We start from the raw sequence: 18,490 nt of genomic DNA on the forward strand, positions 1-18,490 counted from the left end.
CAGTTACCTTTGTCTGTCAAGCCAGACCATAAGCCCTTTTTGTGCATGCAGTCTGTTCTCAGCCTCTGCAAACACTATATCCGCATTGTCTTCAAGCAACTCTTCGCTTACTTCCTGTCCCCGATACGCAGGCAGACAATGTAAAAATTTTGCATTTTTTTGTGCAAGACACATCATCAGTCCGTCAACCATAAAGCCTTTGAAATCTTTGATTCTCTGCTCTTTTTCATCTTCTTGCCCCATTGAAGCCCATGTATCTGTTGTGACAATTGTAGCCCCGCGTACTGCCTCTTTGGGATCATTCATTACCCTGATAATCGCACCGCTCTCTTTTGCTGTATCCAAAGCATCTCGAAGAACCTTACTGTCAACTTCATATCCCTTTGGTGTTGCAATACGTAATTCAAAGCCCAGTTTTGCAGCAAGCATCAACCATGAATTTGTCATGTTGTTTCCGTCACCGACGTAGGCAACAATTGCATTTTTTGCAACTCCAAATTCAATCATCGTCATATAATCAGCCAAAAGCTGCACGGGATGATAGGTATCAGTGAGTCCGTTAATAACAGGTACCTGAGAATACGATGCAAACTCTTCTATCATGGAATGTTCATAGGTGCGTATCATTACCATATCACACATGCTCGAAATAACTCTTGCCGTATCTTTTACAGGTTCTCCCCGTCCCAAATGAATATCACGGCTAGAGAGAAAAAGCGCATGCCCCCCAAGCTGAAACATTCCTGTTTCAAAACTTACACGCGTTCTTGTTGAACTCTTTTCAAAGATCATAGCAAGTGTCTGCATCTCTAATTCTTTATTGTAAATGCCCGCTTTGAGCTCTTTTTTTATTTTCAGACCGATATCTATAATTTCTAAAATCTCTTCTTTGGTAAAATCTTTGAGTGTTAAAAAATGTCTCACAGTTTCTTCCTCTTTTTTGTTTATCAGCTATTTTAATATACTTTTCTTTAAATTAGCGATTTTTGAGCATTTGTGCTACTTCTTTTGCATGATATGAGATAATTATGTCAGCGCCTGCACGTTTAAATGCTATCATCGTCTCCATCACCACGCGTTCATAGTCTATCAAATTATTCAGACCGGCAAATTTCAGCATAGCATACTCACCGCTTACATTATAAACAGCCATCGGAAGCGAAGTGTTGTCTTTAATCTCACGCACAATGTCCAAATAAGCCAAAGCAGGCTTTACCATCAAAATATCAGCCCCCTGCTCTTCATCACTTTTACTCTCAGCAATCGCTTCACGGCGGTTTGCAGGATCCATCTGGTACGAGGAGCGGTCACCAAAACTAGGAGTTGATTCAGCCACATCACGAAACGGTCCGTAATATCCACTTGCAAATTTTGTAGAGTATGCCATAATCGGCAACTCTTTATACCCTGCTCTGTCCAGGTATGTTCGCAAAGTTTCTATAATACCGTCCATCATACCCGAAGGTGCTATCATATCTGCACCTGCTTTAGCATGTATAATTGCCTGCTGTCCGGAAATCTCCAAAGTGGCATCATTATCAACTGTTTCACGATCATCATCAATTATGCCGCAATGCCCGTGATCGGTATATTCACAAAAACACAAATCTGTGACGACAAACATATCAGGGTGTGCTTTTTTTATCTCCCGTACTGCTGAAGCGATAATCCCGTGTTCACACAAAGCATCACTGCCTATGGAATCTTTGACATCGGGAATTCCAAAAAGAATAATCGAATACAATCCTAATTTTTTAAGCACCGCACACTCTTTTACAGCCTCATCAATACTCATCTGATAAACACCCGGCATGGATGCCACTTCGGTTTTAATACCTTCACCGCTACGGATAAAAAGCGGATATATAAAATCATCTACAGTTACATGTGTTTCTCTTACAAGCGCACGGAGATGCTTGTTTAGTCTGGTTCTGCGAAATCTTTGAAACATTTTTGACCCTTTATATTTTAAAGAGGCTATTTTACCCTTTTAAAGATTAAATTTATTCATATAATATAATTCTAATCATAATCTAACTATAATGCCTGCAAAATTGTACAGGACAGCATATATGCAAATAAAAATATCTGATGTGGCAGATTTGCCCTCAAGATTCGGTGATTTCAATGTACAGGCTTTTAAACAAGGGCAAAAAGAGCATCTTGTTATTTGTGCAAAAGAGTTGGCTGAAGTGCCGATAGTACGTGTTCACTCGGAGTGTCTTACCGGAGATGCCATAGGCAGTTTAAAATGCGACTGCCGTGACCAGCTTGAGTATGGTTTGCAAATGGCTGATAAAACCGGCGGAATGGTAATCTATCTTCGGCAGGAGGGAAGAAACATAGGACTTTTAAACAAAATCAACGCCTATGCCCTGCAGGACAAAGGGCTCAATACCATAGAGGCCAACCATCAACTCGGTTTTGCTGCAGATGAGCGTACCTATGAAGTCGTCACTTTTATTTTGCATCATTACAATATCAAAAAAATAAAACTGCTGACCAACAATCCTGACAAAGTAAACTCGATCAGCGGTGTTGAAATTGTTGAGAGGATTCCCATTATTATGAAACCGAACAAGCATAATGAAGGATACCTTGATGTCAAGCGCGACGGAATGGGACATCTTTTATAAAGATCAGGAAAACTTTGATGCGCTCAGGGCCTGCACTCTTCTTTTGCTTGTCTCAAGAAGTCTCAGCAGATCTTTTGTAATCTCTTCAAGATCTTTATAATATACTTTTGCCTTTTCAAGTTCCAAATCATCTACCTTATGTGTTTTAAACAGTTTGGAAAAAAAACCCTCCTCTTTTGCACCCGTAAAAATAGCATGGATTTTGGCATACTGTATATGCCACTCTTCATGTATCCTGTCTAGACTCTCATAAAACTGAACACCTAAAACACTTTTTATTTCTTGGGTATCATCATAAAACCACTTCCCAAATTCACACTTCATTTTCGACACAGGTGTTAAATTGTCAATATTTTTGCCTTCAATCAAAAACTTTATTTTTGTCATCTGCTCTATATGTGCCTCACGGGCATGTTCCATCGCATCTATTGTTTTTTCTTTCGTCATATTGTTTCACCTTATAAAGTACCTGTATTATTACATAAAATTTCTAAATTTATTCATCTATTTAAGAAAAATCATTATATAATTTGTCAAAACTTAAGAAAGGAATGTAACTTGAAACACCCAGAACCAATTAATAACCAAATCAAATTAAATCCAAAAAAATATATAGTTTCCAAAACAGATCCAAAAGGAATCATCGAATACGGCAATGATTATTTTGTAGAAATCTCCGGATACAGTGAATCAGAACTTATCGGAAAACCTCACAGTATCATACGACATCCTGATATGCCAAAAGTTGTATTTAAAATGATGTGGGACAGAATCAATGATGCAAAAAACATCATCGCTGTTGTGAAAAATCTTGCCAAAGACGGAAGTTACTACTGGGTTGTCACAGAATTTGAGCCAAAAATAGATCCTATTACAAACAAAATCATCTCTCATACGGCATACAGAAAAGCCGCTCCGCAAAAAGCAGTTGATACAATGGAACCGATTTATGCAAAACTGCTTGAGATCGAGCAGGAAGGCGGGATGGAAGCAAGTGAAAAATACTTAAGAGGATTTTTTGAAGAAAAACAAATCACTTATGACGAGTTTATCAATGACCTTGTTGGAAACAAAGGTCTGTTCAAAATTTTCTTTACAGCTATGAAAAAAATATTTTCATAATAAATTCTGAATTCCTGCAATTTACATTCTATTAAATAATATTCAGATAAAATATCCTTTTTAAAGGATATTCTATTGGATTTAAAAACAACACTGGCTCATGACAAAATAGAGTTACCAAATAATTTTTTTCAAAACATACAAAAATACAAAGAGCATCTCTTTAAATGGAATAAAATTCATAATCTTACAGGTGCAAAAAGTGAACGGACTATAAATGAGTTCATTTATGATGCGGTTTTTCCTGTCAGTTTTTTACCAAAAGTAGACTCCCTCCTCGACATAGGCACCGGTGCCGGATTTCCGGGAATGATTTTGGCATTTGCACTGCCGCACACAGAGGTAACACTTGTAGAGCCTTTAACAAAACGGGCAAGTTTTTTGCAGTTTGTCAAGGCTGATTTGGGACTTGACAATGTAAAAGTCGTAAAAAAACGGGTTGAAGAGATGCAGCCGAAAGTATTTGATCTTATCACATCACGTGCCGTCACAGACACAAAAATGCTTTTATCTCTCAGTAAAAATTTTCGGGATGCTCATTCAAAGCTGCTTTTTTACAAAGGTGAAAAAGTTTTTGATGAAATTGAAGCTGATATTGATATAAAACATAAAATAATTGAAACAAAAAACAGACACTATTTACTTCTAGGAGAAGAATTATGATACTGAAAATACTTATAATCGGAGCAGTTATTGCTGCGGTTTACTTTCTGTTTTTCAAGACAAAACCAGAAGCAAAAGTTACAAAAAAGAACACGAAAAAAGACTCCGCAAAGCCCGATGCCGATGAAATGGTGGAGTGTACAAGCTGTGGTGTTTATGCGGAAATACAAGAGTGTATTCTCAGTAACGGAAAATACTACTGCTCTCGCGAATGTTTACAAAAGGGAAAATAATGCTTTTATTTGGTCATAGATTTATAAAGAGTGAAAAATTTTATCATGTGTCTGATATAGACGCAATTGTTCAGACACCACCTGCGTCAATAATTTACCTCGAATTTGAAGAGAAAAACCTTGATATTATTGAATACCTCAATCAGAATTCTATAAAATTCGCACTCAAAGTTCAAAATGTCACAGAGCTCATTTATGCTTCTGCCCTGGGTGCAAGTTATATCCATGTAGAGCAGAAACTGGCAAAAACTGCCCAGAAAATTGCTGAAAACTATTTGTTTGATGCAAAAATATTAGTACATATAGAGAAGGAAGAAGAGATAGAAGAGATGGCACTGTTGGGAATAGACGGTGCTGTATTTACAGAGGCGATTGTCAAAATAGCTTAAGGACACCTCTAAATTGTTCTTCGCAGGTGTGCTTTTAAAGAGGTCAGGATTTCATAGCTTATTGTGCCCGCATACTTGGCAACTTCGCGTGCATCATTAAAAATCAGGAGTTCTTCTTTGTCTGTCAAAAAAGAACTGTTGTCCATAGAAATTCTACCCGCTATTTTAATGCCCTCAGGCGTTATAAAATTGTGCGAACAGCTTCTTAAAAAACCATCACCATACCCAAAATCATAATTTGTCACGCTACAAGAGGCCTTTGCCTCAAAAGCTGCTCCATAACCGACACAGTCTCCTTTTTGAAGCTTTCTTGAAGAGATCTTTTTTGCATATACAGACAAAACAGGTGCCAATTCGTTTACATGTAAGCCTTTTACATGTAAAGCATTCGGCAATTCCAGACAACCATAGGCTGCGATGCCTACGCGCGCCATATCTTCATCAAAATCATTTGTGCGAAAGAGTGCGGCAGAATTACACGAATGAAACCCTAAAGGAGTAAAATCATACTTTTTTGCCAACACCTTTGCTTCTTTTTTCACCTGTTGAAAATTTTTGTTTTGCAAATCAAAATATTCATTCTCTTCATCAGCACAAGAGTGGTGTGTAAAAACAGCTTCAAGTTTGAGTCCCTGTTTTGCACATAACACAAAGGCTTCTTCGAGTTCATCCATCAAAATACCGTTACGACACATTCCCGTATCTACTTTAAGTTGTACTTTTGTGTTTTTTGCAAATTTGTGAATTGCCTGCAAATCATTAATCGTATATCTTATTTTTTCATTTGACTCCTGTGCAAAATCTGCCAAAACCAAAATATACTCAAAAAAGCTCTCAATCTGTTTTGCTTCTTCAAAGGTGCGTACCACTGCTTTTGTTATGCCGTACTCTTTTGCCATCTGTGCGATTTGCAAAAGTCCGTGCCCGTAGGCATTATCTTTCAAAACCAGCGCTGTTTTATCTTTTGTTTTAGTTAGTTTGGTAATAATATCAAGATTGTTAAAAAAATAATTTTTATCTAATGCGATGTAAGCCATAGGAGAATTATACACAATGAAAGAGAAAAAAAGGCTAATTGCCGAATTTGAAGAACAAAGTTTTACCCAAATTATATTTCCCCATGCAGATACAGACTGGGCAGACTACCTTGAAGATGCACAAAACACCTTTGTCAGTATCATCAATGCCATCAGAAAATATCAAAAATGCCTTGTTGTCGTCTATGACACAGATGCGGTAAAAAAATATTTTTCAGATACAGACAATCTTGAATTTGTACACTGTGTTACAAATGACACCTGGGCAAGAGACTGTTCTGCTTTATCTGTTAAAACAGCCAATAAAACCGCTTTGCTTGATTTTTCTTTTAACGGCTGGGGCAACAAATTTGATGCCAAAAAGGACAATCTGATGACGCAAAAAATTGCGCACAAATACCTGCCATGCAAGGTTGAAAAAATTGATTTTGTTCTTGAAGGCGGTGCAGTTGAGAGTAATGGTGCAGGTATCCTTTTAACAACCGCTGCATGTATGCACAACAAAAACCGCAATCCCCAATTCACTGCCAAAGAAATTACAAAAAAACTCCAAGAGTTTTTCGGCGCAGAACAGATTTTATATCTACATCACGGCTACCTGGCTGGAGACGATACAGATTCCCACATAGACACCCTTGCAAGATTTACAGATGAGAAAACCATCATGTATGTAAAATGCGATGATACCAATGACGAACATTATCATGAGCTCAAACTTATGGAAGAAGAGCTGCAACACTTGGCAAAAACGCATGATTTTAAGCTTGTTTCACTTCCGATGTGTGATGCGATTTATTTTGAAAAAGAGAGGCTGCCCGCGACTTATGCCAATTTTCTTTTTGTCAACGGTGCCGTTTTAGTACCGGTTTATGGTGTTTCACAAGATAAGGAAGCACTTGCAATTTTTAAAAAAACGTTTCCAGACAGAGACGTTGTAGCCATAGACTGCTCTGTTCTAATCCGTCAACACGGCTCACTGCACTGCGTAACAATGAACTTTTGCGTATCAGTTCAGCTTTTTAAAAACCCAAACACTTTAGTCGGCACTGAAGTACCGATTCCGATTAAATAGCGTTACGGAACCCGTACTTTGTAGTGCGGGCTGTGTGTCATACAAGCCATCTCTGCAAGACAAAGCCTTTACTGCAGCATCGCCATCCCGCTCATAATCAAATAGGTCGCCAGACCAAACCCCGCTGCTATTAAAATCGTCCGTTTTATTTTTTCTTTTGTACTCATAGTGCAATTTTAGCAAAAAATTAACACTTTTGTAACACTTCTTTTTGTATCATAAATTAAATAATTTCTTAAAATTATTCTTTAAATATATATTTAAAAAGGGTACACCATGAAAAGAACAATTACACTCTCTTTATTAGTCTTCTCCTCTTTGTATGCATCAGAAATTGAACTTGCACCAATCAGCGTAGAATCCACAACACTCACAGACGTCGCACAAAATGCGCAGGTTTCTGCTGATGTCGCACAAGCGCTCGCTGATTCAGTTCCAAGTATAGACATGAGTCGCAGAAGCGGTATTGCCAATGACATCTTCATCCGCGGTCAAAAACGCGACAATATTTCCGTAGAAGTTGACGGTACAAAAATCTATGGAGCCTGCCCAAACAGAATGGATCCGCCGGTTTCACACATTGTAGCCAACCAGATTGATTCTATCGAAATAATCACAGGACCATATGATGTAACAACATACGGCAATTTAAGCGGTGGCGTGAAGATAAAAACAAAACAACCTACAAAAGATTTCAAAGCATCTGTTAATCTTGGTTTTGGTTCATGGAACTATAAAAAATTTGGTGCAAGTGCAAGCGGTGGCAATGATTTTATCCGTATGACTGCAACAGTTTCAACTGAATCCTCTGATCAGTATCATGACGGAAACGGTGACTCTTTAGCACAGCAGATTGACAAATACCAAGCAGCAAATTCTGCAACACTGGTTGGGTCCAAAGACCCAAGACTCCAACCTGCTTATTATGATATGCCTGCATACACAAAAAAAAGTGCCATGGCCAAAGCCTTTATCACAACTGCAAAAGATCAAGAACTTCGTTTAAGTGTCACAGCAAACAGAAGTGAGAATGTATTGTATGCAAACTCCAAAATGGATGCACTCTATGATGACTCAAATATATACTCAGTGGAATATAATATTGACAATGTAGCCAAAGGGTACAAAAATATCAATTTGCAATATTACCACTCTGATGTTGACCATCCAATGGGAACAAATTACAGAAACTCTTCTCTTGCAACAGGAAATATTAAAAACTGGCTGACAACAAATCTTGACGGTATCAAACTAAAAAACAGTTTTGACATCAACTCCTACAAACTTCTTATCGGTCTTGATGCTAGTAACAGAAAATGGAATGGACATTATGAGAAAAATGATTCAGCAGCACTCATAGGGTACAAGAAAAGTATCGACAATGCAGTAACAAAAAACACAGCACTCTTTGCAAAACTTGACAAAAATTTTGGTGCATTCAACCTTTCTCTTGGAACCAGAGTTGATGACACTATCATAACAAACGACAGCTATCAAGACAACGATTATCACTCGGTAGGTGCAAATATTCTTGGAACATATAATCTCAATCAAGAGAATAAAATCTTCTTTGGTATCGGACAGGCTTATCGTGTACCAGATGCCAGAGAACTTTACTTCTTCAGTTCTATGGGTAATCTTGTCGGAACCCCTGACCTTAAAAATGTCAGAAATCAAGAAGTTGATTTAGGATACGAAATCAATAATGACAGTTTCGAGTTTAAAATCAAAACTTTTTACTCAAAACTTAAAGATTATATCTACATCCAAAAAGGTGTAGCCGTAAATGCATTTCAAAATATTGACGCATATATTTATGGCGGAGAAGCCAGCGCATCTGTTTATCTGAGTGATGACATCTCTTTAGATATGAGTGCAGCCTATAAACGCGGAAAAAAAGATGCTCCCCTTGCAGGACAAACAAACACAAACCTGGCGGATATAGCACCGCTTGAGGGGAAAATTGCTCTTAACTATGAATATGCAAACCGTTCTATGGCAACAATTGACACTATGATGCGTAAACGCTGGACACAGATAGATGATGAAAACGGTGAACAGGTTCTAGCCGGCTGGGCAATACTCAATGCAAAAATAAAACATGCTGTCAGTAAAAAATTCGACTTCACTGTAGGGATGAATAATATACTCAACAAAACCTATGCAAGAAGCAATACATATGCAGACTTGGTCCTTATTTCAGGTGGTACAACTGATGTTATGCTTATGAATGAACCGGGGCGTTACTTCTACACAAATTTGGATTTTAAATTTTAGGTACCTCATCCTGAGGTACTAACACTGCGCTAACACTTTTGTATTATACTTTTGAAAACTAAGGACAAAAGGATTCTACTCTATGCAAACAAAATATTTAAAAACACTTCTTAGCATATCTACTGTTGCAGCGACACTTCTTTTAAGTGGCTGCGGTTCATCATCTGACAGTACTGCTACAGCCACATCTCTCACTGCAAGCGGGCAGCTTGTAGACAGTTTTGTCGCTGATGTCAACTATACATGCAGTGACGGTACAACAGGTGTGACCGATGAAAACGGCTCATTTACATGTACTGCACTTCCAGTAACGTTCAGTGTTGAAACACTTGAACTTGGAACAATTTACACACTTCCACAGGATGCTATGGTTTTTCCGCAAGATTTGACAGATGTAAACAGAACAGATCTCAATAACAGTGAAGTCATCGCAATTGCAGAATTTTTGCAGTCATGCGACGACAACAACAACGCAAATGATGGTATTCGTATTCAGGCACAGGTACGCGAACAGCTTCGTCAAAGAGCACATGAAAAACTAACAGCAGAAAATCTTGATGCAATTGCTGCAGATTTAAACCTTACACTTGTCGACCAAGAAACAGCAATCCAACACCTTACCCAAACAACAGATTATGTCCAAAGTGTCATTTCGGCTCATGGATATTCAAGAAACTCAGCCGCACATCAGGGTAATGGAATTTCAGATACCGCTACTATGCAGACACAAACAACATCAGCAGTAACACAGGCACTGCTTTCACCTGCTTCTGCTCTTACACAAGAGGCAAAAGATACCCTGGCATATATGGGAAATGAAGAGCGTCTGGCACATGATGTCTATATGACACTCTATAATTACCACCTTGAGAGCGGAACCGAAATTAAAACACTCTACAATATCGCAACAAATTCTGAGACAGTCCATACAACAGATATGCAACTTTTGATTAAAAAATATATCACTTCTTTAGATGAGTTTACCAATGTAGATGCAGCTCAAAATCTTCCGGATGCGAATTTAAGCTATTTAGATATGAGTGTAAGTGAATTACCGGCAGGACAATACAACATTCAGGCTATCCAAAATCTTTATGACACACTCGTAGCAAAAGGAAAACAGTCTCAACAAGATGCACTTGAAGTCGGATGTATGGTAGAGGTGACAGATATCAACGACCTTGATGAGGATATCGCCATTGCACAGGATTCAAATGCAAGCGATGTCGTCACCGTATTTAACTTTTTAAGAGACGGTAGCTATACACACTACTGGGCATTTGATACGGCCCTCAAAAATATGGGTGTAACAGAGGGATGTGCAGTCATTGGTGAAGAATACAATCATCCGGAGTATCCACAAGACACAGCATCTGCAACAGGAAACGGTCATCAATACGGACGACAGTAAAAAACTTCCTAAGCCCTTTTTTACCTAAAAAGGGCTAAAATCCAACCATGATAAAAAGATACCCAACTAAAAAAATATTTGTCGGTGATGTGCCCGTCGGTGGTGATGCTCCTGTCTCTGTGCAGTCTATGACCTACTCTGACACACACAATGTTGCAGCAACGGTTGAGCAGATAAACCGCCTGCACTTTGCAGGAGCGGACATTGTCCGAGTTGCTGTACCGGATATGAAAGACGCCCTTGCACTCAAAGCCATCAAAGCACAGATTTCACTCCCGCTTGTTGCAGATATTCACTTCAATTACAAACTTGCACTCATTGCAGCCGAATCAGTGGACTGCATCCGTTTCAACCCCGGAAATATCAGCGATAAAAGCAAAATAAGAGAGATAGTAAAAGCCTGTCAGGAACGAAATCTTCCTATTCGCATCGGTGTCAATGCGGGGAGTCTCGAAAAAGAGTTTGATGACAAATACGGTCCGACGGCAGAAGCAATGGTCGCTTCGGCAGAGTACAACATAAAGTACCTTGAAGACTTGGGTTTTGATGACATTAAAATATCGCTCAAAGCCAGCGATGTGCAAAGAACGGTTGAAGCCTACAGAATGCTGCGTCCAAAGAACCACTATCCGTTTCATTTGGGTGTAACAGAGGCGGGAACTATTTTTCATGCAACCGTTAAAAGTGCCATAGGCTTGGGAACACTTTTACTTGAAGGTATCGGCGACACTATGCGTATAAGCATTACAGGCGAACTCGAAGAAGAGATCAAAGTCGGCCGTGCAATATTAAAAGACAGCGGCGTTGCAAAAGAGGGCTTAAACATCATCTCCTGCCCGACCTGCGGACGCATCGAAGCCGATTTGGTCTCAGCAGTAGCCGAAATAGAAAAAAGAACAGCCCACATAAAAGCACCGCTGGATGTAAGTGTAATGGGCTGTGTCGTCAATGCCATAGGCGAAGCCAAACACGCCGATGTTGCCATAGCCTACGGAAAAGGCAAAGGGCTTGTCATGGTAAAAGGCGAAGTGGTTGCCAATTTGGATGAAAAAGAACTTGTCGACAGGTTTGTCAGCGAAGTGGAAGATATGGCTAAAAAATCATAAACCTTTGATATAAATTATGCTAAAATATGTCTAATACACAAAGGATGTTGCGTTATGACAAAAGAGTATATTTTAAACTTTTTAAAGAACAATAAACAACTTTTAAAAGAGAAATATAATGTCACTAAAATCGGACTGTTTGGAAGCTATGCACGTGATGAGGCAGAAGAAGCAAGTGACATCGACTTAGCGATTGAAACATCTAAAAAAGATTTTTTTATCAAATCTGATTTACAATATTTTTTAGAAGATACTTTCGGCACAAAAATAGATATAGGCTATTTAGACAGTATGAGAGAGTTTTATAGACGCCGTGTTGAAAAAGAGATACTTTATGTCTAAAAAAAGAGATGTTGAACTCTTTGTACTCGATATATTTATTGCTATATTTAAAATAAAAGCATATTCTTCCAACTTTTCATCAGCACAAGAATTATTACATGATTCTCTGCATTGGGATGCTACTATAAGACAATTAGAAATTATTGGTGAAGCCATTAAAAACCTACTTCAAACAAAACAGTTCCATCAATCTTCACCAAAATATTTTAGACAAATCATAGATTTTAGGAATATAGTTGCTCATGGTTATTTTGGTATTGATGAAGAAGAAGTTTGGAACGTTTTACAAGACAAAATTACTCCACTTCATGATGACCTAAAACAAATAACTATAAATATTTATAATTTAGGTGAAGCTTTCGACACTACTATTAACTATGATCTGAAAAATAGAGATGAAAAACTAAAAACATATTTAAAAAATTTACAAAAAGAATTAAACAATGCAAGATAACCTCTACAACCTCGCTTTTGAACGTTCCGTCTTAAGCTCCATAGTCTTTGAGCCGAGTCAGTTTGATGAACTGAGTGTCATACTGAAAAAAGATGATTTTTACCTGCCTGCTCATCAGGATATTTTTGCTGCAATGCTTACACTTTTGCAAAAAGACCAGCCAATCGATGAAGAGTTTATAAAAAAAGAGCTCATGAAGGCAAAAAAATTTGACGAGCAGGTTTTGCTTGAAATTCTCTCTGCCAACCCTATTTCAAATACCAAAGCCTATGTTGATGAGATCAAAGACAAATCACTCAAACGCCATCTGCTGACACTCACGACCGAGATAAAAAGAGTGACTGTAGAAGAAGAACTGCCATCGGCCGAAGTGGTTGACATCGTAGAGAAAAAACTCTATGAAATCACCCAGGACAACCAGACAAGCGATTTTAAAGACTCTCCAAAAATGACCTTTGATACTATGGAATACATCAAAGAGATGAAAGCACGAGGAAACTCCGTACTCGTCGGTGTCGATACAGGCTTTAAAGAACTGAACAAAATGACAACCGGATTTGGCAAGGGAGACCTGGTTATCATCGCCGCTAGGCCGGCGATGGGCAAAACTTCTTTTATACTCAACACCGTTAACTCTCTCATACTCCAAGGCAAGGGAGTAGCCTTTTTCTCGCTTGAAATGCCGGCTGAACAGTTGATGCTGCGTCTGCTTTCTATTCAGACCTCCATTCCTTTGCAGAAGCTTCGTGTAGGGGACATGAATGATGACCAGTGGTCCAATCTTAACGGTGCCATAGACAGAATGAATGACGCAAAACTCTTTGTCGATGACCAGGGAAGTTTAAATATCAACCAGCTCCGCTCAAAACTCAGAAAACTCAAAAATCAGCATCCCGAAATTGAGATAGCCGTCATCGATTACCTGCAGATTATGCAGGGAATAGGCTCGCAGGACAGACACCTGCAAGTCTCAGAAATTTCGCGTGGACTCAAAATGCTCGCGCGTGAGCTTGAAATGCCGATAGTTGCACTCTCTCAGCTTAACCGTGGCCTTGAGAGCCGTAATGACAAGCGTCCGATGCTCAGCGATATTCGTGAATCTGGTTCAATAGAGCAGGATGCCGACATTATTTTATTTGTCTATCGTGATGATGTCTACCTTTACAAAGAAGAAAAAGAGCGTGAAAAAGCCGCAAAGGCCGAGGGCAAAGAGTTTACCTCAACCTACGTAGAAAAAGAGGAAGAGGATGCCGAAATCATCATCGGCAAACAAAGAAACGGTCCGACAGGGCATGTCAAACTCATCTTTCAAAAAAAGCTTACCCGTTTTGTGGACGCGCCGGGCTATGCGCAAGGTGTTGAGACCGTCTATGAAAATGTAGATACCAAATCAGCAAATATTGATATGCCGCAGGTAGAGATGCCCTCTATCTAAATGCAAATAATTGAGAAAGTAACACTTTTTAGTGCAAAAAGAGATTACTTTCTCTTTGTGGGACTTATGCTCACGCTTCTTAGTTTTTCCTTCTCTTATGAGTACTACAAATACAAACAGCTCACAAAATTTGATTCCCAACTTTCTGACGTCACAGTTGTAAAAGCCTACAATAAAACAAAGTTGACAAAAAATGGAAAGATAAAAAGCTATAAAATTTTAAAACTCAGGAGTGATGACGGATTTGTTTTTTATACAACCGCAAAGAAAAATCTTCACAACCTTCAAAACAAACGCTTACATGTAGAACTGTGGGCGGGGAACATCAGCTTCAAAGAGTATCTCAAAGGTTTTTTTGCCTTTAGCAAAATACTCAAAATTTATAAAAAGCCTACTTTCAAACAAAAAACGGCCTCATTTATAGATGCACAGCACGCAAGCAGTGAAATTGCCAAACTCTACAAGGCACTGTTTTTGGCACTTCCCCTCCCAACATCTATACAGACACAGTTTTCCAACCTCGGTATTTCACACCTCATCGCCATCAGCGGTTTTCATTTGGGTGTTTTAGCTACTCTTTTGTTTTTTCTGTTTAAATACCCTTATAAATTTTTGCAAAACAGATACTTTCCCTACAGAAGCTACAAAAGAGACAGTTTTTTCTTTATCAGCCTGGTTTTGCTTGGCTATTTGCTCTTTTTGGGTTCACCGCCCTCACTGCTGAGAGCCTATGTAATGCTTGTCGTCGGTTTTGTATTGTATGACAGAGGCATGCAAATCATCTCGATGCAGACACTCCTGCTTACCGTGCTTTTGATTCTTGCACTTTTTCCAAAACTTCTGCTCAGTATAGGTTTTTGGCTTTCGGTAAGTGGCGTTTTTTACATCTTTTTATTTCTGCTGCATTGTAAGGAGTGCAGTAAGCTTACACAGTTTCTGCTCCTGCCGTTTTGGGTTTACTTGATGATGCTTCCTTTTTCTATGGCAATATTTGGCAACTTCAGCCTGTATCATCCCCTTTCAATTCTCTGGACAACACTTTTTACGCTCTTTTACCCCTTGGCAATTGCATTACATGTAATGGGCCTGGGAAATCTTTTAGATGCACCTCTAAGTTATCTCTTACATGTAAACGCACATGCCCTGCAACACACACTTGCAAAAGTTTATCTTATTGCAGAAATTGTGCTTTCACTCGCAGCCGTATTTAGCAAAAAGGCACTCTATGCCTTACTCGGCTATACGCTGCTTCTTTTTGTATATTTCATCTATAATGTGGCATAGTTTCAAACCATACAAAAAGATAATCCACGAAACATAAATCCACAAAAACAAAAACATCAAAATAGCAAAGGAACCGTACATTGTTGTGTAGGATTTGTTTAAAAAGACATAGTAGATAAAAGCATTTTTACTGACACTGAAAATTACAGAGACAATAAAAGAACTGATAAGTGAAGCTTTTGGATTTATTTTTGCATTGGCGGCAATTTGAAATATCAAAAAGAAAAGTCCCCAAATGATGATGTAGGGAACCAGAGGCAAAATATTAAGCCCTGAAGTCAAAGAATTTGAAGCCATAAGCGCGGCAATGTAGCCTGTAATATAAAAAGAGATGCCAAGTGCAACAGGCGTAAGTGTCAAAAGTGTCCAGTAGGTCGTAATGCTCTCCCACAAAGTTCTTGGTTTTGCATGAAAAATTCTGTTGGCAATGTATTCAAAATTTTTAAAAAACAAAAGAGAAGAGACTAAGATTGCCACAAATCCTATGGCTCCCATTTTAGAAGCGTTTTGTAAAAATCCGTTTATCTGAAACATAACCGTGTCCGAATTCACAGGCATCAAATTGGAAAATATAAAGCCCTGAATTTTTTCATAATAATCGGCAAAAGAGGGCAAGGCAGTCAAAATAGCCATCACAATCAACAAAAGAGGAATAATGGTAAAAATCGTATAAAAGCTCAAACTTGCCGCAAAAAGTGTGAGCTCTTTATCAATAAAAGAGCTGACAAACAGTTGAACAGGCTTAAAGTATTTTGTCAGCTTTTCATTCATGACCTATTAGTCAAGCCCCATTTTTGCAGGATTTAAAATATTGTTCGGATCAAATGCTTTTTTGATGGATTTAAAAAGTGCCATCTCCGCATCTGTAAACGCCATTTTCATGTACGGTGCTTTTGCAAGCCCTATTCCATGCTCACCAGAGAGTGTTCCGCCCAAATCAATTGTTGCCTGAAACACCTCTTCTATGGCTTTATAGGCAATTTTTACCTGCTCAGGGTCGCTGCCGTCAACCATGACATTTGTATGCACATTTCCGTCACCCGTATGTCCGAAACACGGGATTTTGACATTGTATTTGTCCGCTATTGCATAAAATCTCTCTAGCAGTTCCGGCAGTGCCGAACGGGGCACTGTTACATCTTCATTGAGTTTTTTACTGCCGTAAATGCTGAGTGACGGCGAAGCATTTCGACGGGCAAACCAGATGTCTGCCGCCTCTTTGTCATCTTTTGCCACTTTAAAGTCACTGCATCCGTTTTCACGGAATACTTTTTCAATCTGTGCAAGTTGAAAATCCAGATCATCTTCAAGATTGCCGTCAACATCCGTAACAAGCAAAGCGCCCGCATCAACCGGCAGACCTTTATGAAAGGTCTCCTCCACGGCTCGAATCGTCAAATTGTCCAAAAACTCCATGGCAACCGGAGTAATACCGCTTGCCATTGTTTTGTAAACTGCTTCCATTGCCTCATTGACAGTCGGAAAGATTCCCATTGCCGTTTTTGTCATTTTCGGTTTTGGGATGAGTTTGAGCGTGATTTCTGTAAGCACTGCCAAGGTGCCTTCACTCGCGATCAATATCCCGCTTATGTTATACCCTGCCACATCTTTGATGGTTCTTTTTCCTGCTTTTATCACATCACCGTTTGGCAAAACAGCCCGTGTTGCCATGACGTAATCTTTTGTGATTCCATACTTTGCAGCACGCATTCCGCCGGCATTTTCACTCACATTTCCACCGATGGTAGAATAATCCTGACTCGCAGGATCCGGCGGATAAAACAGCCCTACCTCTTCTACTCTCTTTTGCAGGTCCATATTGATCACACCGGGCTGAACAATGGCGACCATATTTTTCATATCTATTTCAAGAATTTTGTTCATATGTTTTTCCATTGCCAGGACAATTCCGCCTTTGCTTGGAAGTGCTCCGCCCGTAAAACCGGAACCGGCACCGCGCGGTACTATAATGATCTGATGTTCATTACAGTACTTGAGTATTTCGCTGACATCTGTTTCATTTCTCGGAAAAATAACCGCATCGGGCTCAAAATGTTCCCGTGTCGCATCATACGAATAGGCAAGCAGATGTGCCTTGTCGCTGTAAATATTCTCTTCTCCTACAATATTTGTAAAATGTTGTAAATGTATTTTATCTATCATCTTATTTTCCTGTTTCAAATTCATCAAGTAAATAATGCAAAGAAGCATCACCGTTTTTTATAATATTATAAAGCTCTTTGTTCGTTTTGTTGTTTGCAACCAACAGTTCATAATAGTGTGGCGCATAACTTTTGAGTCTCGAACTCCCCGCTCCCCACCATGCAGCATCAATGTTGTTGACACGCGTATAAAAAGGAAGATGTACCTTGTCCTGCTTGAGTTTTGCATCACTGATACTCAGGATTTTAAAACTTTTGATGTCGAGCGTATATACTTTTTGATTGAGATATATAAAAAGCAATCCTACGCTGCCGGCATCTGCCATCGCTTCAAAGTCCTCTTTCAAAGGTGTCGGATGTCCCCGAAAAGAAAGAACCGTTGCAAAAAGATCCGGATGAATCCATTGTGTCTGCACACTCTTGGCAATTCTATAATAAATCTCTTCATTGGGAGCGATAAGCAGTGAACGGGAGTAGCCAAATGCCAACTCGACCGTATCACCCACTTGCACTTGCCATTTTCCGTGAGGCAGTGCACTGTTTTGCAGAGCAGTAAATGCACTCATTTTGATTGTTGCCGTCTTTGTTTGTGCATTAAAACTCTGCACAACAGCATTTTTAACAATGGCACTGTGTTCAGGGCTAATGTGATGTACAACAAAACCGCTGACACCGACATCAATTTTGTCTGTTTTTATTGTTGCAGTTTCATTTTGATTATCAACTGAGATTACAGGTGATTTTATAACAGCGCCAAAAACTTCCAACGCAAGTATCGTGAATAAAAGTATATATTTCATGTTTCTTCTTTGATTTTTTGTTTATGATTATATCAAACAAACCTCAGACTAAGCCAAAATTTGATAA

At 39.0% G+C, this 18,490-nt stretch carries 20 protein-coding genes; 13 read left to right on the plus strand and 7 right to left on the minus strand.

All coding sequences use genetic code 11. From position 1 onward, the window contains the following. Positions 1-3: 3 nt before the first annotated feature. Both argF and hemB read right to left on the minus strand, forming a co-directional pair. Positions 4-924, minus strand: a complete 921-nt coding sequence (gene argF, locus ETP70_RS10380; RefSeq protein WP_151901111.1) for an ornithine carbamoyltransferase — start codon at positions 922-924, stop codon at positions 4-6. Positions 925-976: 52 nt separating this feature from the next. Then, a complete protein-coding gene (hemB, locus tag ETP70_RS10385) occupies positions 977-1,951 on the minus strand; it encodes a porphobilinogen synthase (RefSeq protein ID WP_151901112.1) in 975 nt (324 codons plus the stop codon). 121 nt (positions 1,952-2,072) lie between these two features. On the opposite strand from hemB, the gene ribA reads away from it, so the two are divergent. Next, complete coding sequence (gene ribA / locus ETP70_RS10390) at positions 2,073-2,636, plus strand: GTP cyclohydrolase II (RefSeq protein WP_151901113.1); 564 nt, start codon at positions 2,073-2,075, stop codon at positions 2,634-2,636. A 3-nt stretch (positions 2,637-2,639) separates the two neighbouring features. Here ribA and ETP70_RS10395 read toward each other — a convergent pair whose 3' ends face one another. Further along, positions 2,640-3,083, minus strand: a complete 444-nt coding sequence (locus ETP70_RS10395; RefSeq protein ID WP_151901114.1) for a CZB domain-containing protein — start codon at positions 3,081-3,083, stop codon at positions 2,640-2,642. Positions 3,084-3,194: 111 nt separating this feature from the next. Between ETP70_RS10395 and ETP70_RS10400 the strand changes: the two genes are divergently transcribed. From ETP70_RS10400 to ETP70_RS10415, 4 genes are all read left to right on the plus strand, one after another. Beyond that, entirely contained in the window at positions 3,195-3,758 is a 564-nt protein-coding gene (locus ETP70_RS10400; RefSeq protein WP_151901115.1) for a PAS domain-containing protein, read from the plus strand. 75 nt (positions 3,759-3,833) lie between these two features. After that, positions 3,834-4,421: a 16S rRNA (guanine(527)-N(7))-methyltransferase RsmG gene (gene rsmG / locus ETP70_RS10405; RefSeq protein WP_151901116.1), complete on the plus strand. Its 588-nt coding sequence runs from the start codon at positions 3,834-3,836 to the stop codon at positions 4,419-4,421. Beyond that, entirely contained in the window at positions 4,418-4,654 is a 237-nt protein-coding gene (locus ETP70_RS10410; RefSeq protein ID WP_151901117.1) for a PP0621 family protein, read from the plus strand. Before rsmG ends, ETP70_RS10410 begins: the two co-directional genes overlap by 4 nt. After that, on the plus strand, positions 4,654-5,043 hold the full coding sequence (locus tag ETP70_RS10415) for a hypothetical protein (RefSeq protein WP_151901118.1): 390 nt from the start codon (positions 4,654-4,656) through the stop codon (positions 5,041-5,043). Before ETP70_RS10410 ends, ETP70_RS10415 begins: the two co-directional genes overlap by 1 nt. Positions 5,044-5,051: 8 nt before the next feature. On the opposite strand, the gene ETP70_RS10420 is transcribed toward ETP70_RS10415, so the two are convergent. Beyond that, positions 5,052-6,080 carry an alanine racemase gene (locus tag ETP70_RS10420; RefSeq protein WP_151901119.1) on the minus strand — a complete coding sequence of 343 codons (1,029 nt, stop codon included), beginning with the start codon at positions 6,078-6,080 and terminating at the stop codon, positions 5,052-5,054. Positions 6,081-6,096: 16 nt separating this feature from the next. On the opposite strand from ETP70_RS10420, the gene ETP70_RS10425 reads away from it, so the two are divergent. The 8 genes from ETP70_RS10425 (at position 6,097) to ETP70_RS10460 (ending at position 15,461) form a co-directional block, all read left to right on the plus strand. After that, on the plus strand, positions 6,097-7,152 hold the full coding sequence (locus ETP70_RS10425; RefSeq protein WP_151901120.1) for an agmatine deiminase family protein: 1,056 nt from the start codon (positions 6,097-6,099) through the stop codon (positions 7,150-7,152). A 276-nt stretch (positions 7,153-7,428) separates the two neighbouring features. Continuing rightward, positions 7,429-9,429: a TonB-dependent receptor domain-containing protein gene (locus ETP70_RS10430; RefSeq protein WP_151901121.1), complete on the plus strand. Its 2,001-nt coding sequence runs from the start codon at positions 7,429-7,431 to the stop codon at positions 9,427-9,429. An 82-nt stretch (positions 9,430-9,511) separates the two neighbouring features. Further along, complete coding sequence (locus ETP70_RS10435; protein ID WP_151901122.1) at positions 9,512-10,840, plus strand: DUF2202 domain-containing protein; 1,329 nt, start codon at positions 9,512-9,514, stop codon at positions 10,838-10,840. Positions 10,841-10,887: 47 nt separating this feature from the next. Then, positions 10,888-11,946 (plus strand): flavodoxin-dependent (E)-4-hydroxy-3-methylbut-2-enyl-diphosphate synthase, encoded by a 1,059-nt coding sequence (gene ispG / locus ETP70_RS10440; protein WP_151901123.1) that lies wholly within the window; start codon positions 10,888-10,890, stop codon positions 11,944-11,946. A gap of 54 nt (positions 11,947-12,000) precedes the next feature. Continuing rightward, positions 12,001-12,288: a nucleotidyltransferase family protein gene (locus tag ETP70_RS10445; RefSeq protein WP_151901124.1), complete on the plus strand. Its 288-nt coding sequence runs from the start codon at positions 12,001-12,003 to the stop codon at positions 12,286-12,288. After that, a complete protein-coding gene (locus tag ETP70_RS10450) occupies positions 12,281-12,742 on the plus strand; it encodes a HepT-like ribonuclease domain-containing protein (RefSeq protein ID WP_151901125.1) in 462 nt (153 codons plus the stop codon). The genes ETP70_RS10445 and ETP70_RS10450 overlap by 8 nt, the downstream gene beginning before the upstream one ends. Continuing rightward, positions 12,732-14,177, plus strand: a complete 1,446-nt coding sequence (locus tag ETP70_RS10455; protein WP_151901126.1) for a replicative DNA helicase — start codon at positions 12,732-12,734, stop codon at positions 14,175-14,177. The genes ETP70_RS10450 and ETP70_RS10455 overlap by 11 nt, the downstream gene beginning before the upstream one ends. Next, positions 14,178-15,461: a ComEC/Rec2 family competence protein gene (locus ETP70_RS10460; protein WP_151901127.1), complete on the plus strand. Its 1,284-nt coding sequence runs from the start codon at positions 14,178-14,180 to the stop codon at positions 15,459-15,461. It abuts the gene before it with no gap. Here ETP70_RS10460 and ETP70_RS10465 read toward each other — a convergent pair. From ETP70_RS10465 to ETP70_RS10475, 3 genes are read right to left on the minus strand one after another with little or no spacing between them, the layout of a single operon-like run. Next, the gene (locus tag ETP70_RS10465; protein WP_151901128.1) at positions 15,408-16,232 is read right to left on the minus strand and encodes a YihY family inner membrane protein; all 825 of its coding nucleotides are present in this window, start codon (positions 16,230-16,232) and stop codon (positions 15,408-15,410) included. The two genes, ETP70_RS10460 and ETP70_RS10465, sit on opposite strands and share 54 nt — an antisense overlap. Before the next feature lie 6 nt (positions 16,233-16,238). Beyond that, a complete protein-coding gene (locus tag ETP70_RS10470) occupies positions 16,239-17,624 on the minus strand; it encodes an FAD-linked oxidase C-terminal domain-containing protein (protein ID WP_151901129.1) in 1,386 nt (461 codons plus the stop codon). A 1-nt stretch (position 17,625) separates the two neighbouring features. Next, on the minus strand, positions 17,626-18,423 hold the full coding sequence (locus ETP70_RS10475) for a plasminogen-binding N-terminal domain-containing protein (protein WP_151901130.1): 798 nt from the start codon (positions 18,421-18,423) through the stop codon (positions 17,626-17,628). Positions 18,424-18,490: the final 67 nt, after the last annotated feature.

The organism is Sulfurimonas hydrogeniphila, assembly GCF_009068765.1.
In the GTDB taxonomy this organism is placed as follows: Bacteria; Campylobacterota; Campylobacteria; order Campylobacterales; family Sulfurimonadaceae; genus Sulfurimonas; species Sulfurimonas hydrogeniphila.

Bases quoted from the DNA above. Each gene is read 5' to 3' on its own strand.
- ETP70_RS10430 (WP_151901121.1), top strand. From the start codon at position 7,429: ATGAAAAGAACAATTACACTCTCTTTATTAGTCTTCTCCTCTTTGTAT.
- ETP70_RS10455 (WP_151901126.1), top strand. From the start codon at position 12,732: ATGCAAGATAACCTCTACAACCTCGCTTTTGAACGTTCCGTCTTAAGC.
- ETP70_RS10465 (WP_151901128.1), bottom strand. From the start codon at position 16,232: ATGAATGAAAAGCTGACAAAATACTTTAAGCCTGTTCAACTGTTTGTC.
- ETP70_RS10395 (WP_151901114.1), bottom strand. From the start codon at position 3,083: ATGACGAAAGAAAAAACAATAGATGCGATGGAACATGCCCGTGAGGCA.
- ETP70_RS10470 (WP_151901129.1), bottom strand. From the start codon at position 17,624: ATGATAGATAAAATACATTTACAACATTTTACAAATATTGTAGGAGAA.
- ispG (WP_151901123.1), top strand. From the start codon at position 10,888: ATGATAAAAAGATACCCAACTAAAAAAATATTTGTCGGTGATGTGCCC.
- ETP70_RS10410 (WP_151901117.1), top strand. From the start codon at position 4,418: ATGATACTGAAAATACTTATAATCGGAGCAGTTATTGCTGCGGTTTAC.
- ETP70_RS10420 (WP_151901119.1), bottom strand. From the start codon at position 6,080: ATGGCTTACATCGCATTAGATAAAAATTATTTTTTTAACAATCTTGAT.
- hemB (WP_151901112.1), bottom strand. From the start codon at position 1,951: ATGTTTCAAAGATTTCGCAGAACCAGACTAAACAAGCATCTCCGTGCG.
- ETP70_RS10425 (WP_151901120.1), top strand. From the start codon at position 6,097: ATGAAAGAGAAAAAAAGGCTAATTGCCGAATTTGAAGAACAAAGTTTT.
- ETP70_RS10415 (WP_151901118.1), top strand. From the start codon at position 4,654: ATGCTTTTATTTGGTCATAGATTTATAAAGAGTGAAAAATTTTATCAT.
- ETP70_RS10445 (WP_151901124.1), top strand. From the start codon at position 12,001: ATGACAAAAGAGTATATTTTAAACTTTTTAAAGAACAATAAACAACTT.
- ribA (WP_151901113.1), top strand. From the start codon at position 2,073: ATGCAAATAAAAATATCTGATGTGGCAGATTTGCCCTCAAGATTCGGT.
- ETP70_RS10460 (WP_151901127.1), top strand. From the start codon at position 14,178: ATGCAAATAATTGAGAAAGTAACACTTTTTAGTGCAAAAAGAGATTAC.
- ETP70_RS10435 (WP_151901122.1), top strand. From the start codon at position 9,512: ATGCAAACAAAATATTTAAAAACACTTCTTAGCATATCTACTGTTGCA.
- ETP70_RS10450 (WP_151901125.1), top strand. From the start codon at position 12,281: ATGTCTAAAAAAAGAGATGTTGAACTCTTTGTACTCGATATATTTATT.
- ETP70_RS10475 (WP_151901130.1), bottom strand. From the start codon at position 18,423: ATGAAATATATACTTTTATTCACGATACTTGCGTTGGAAGTTTTTGGC.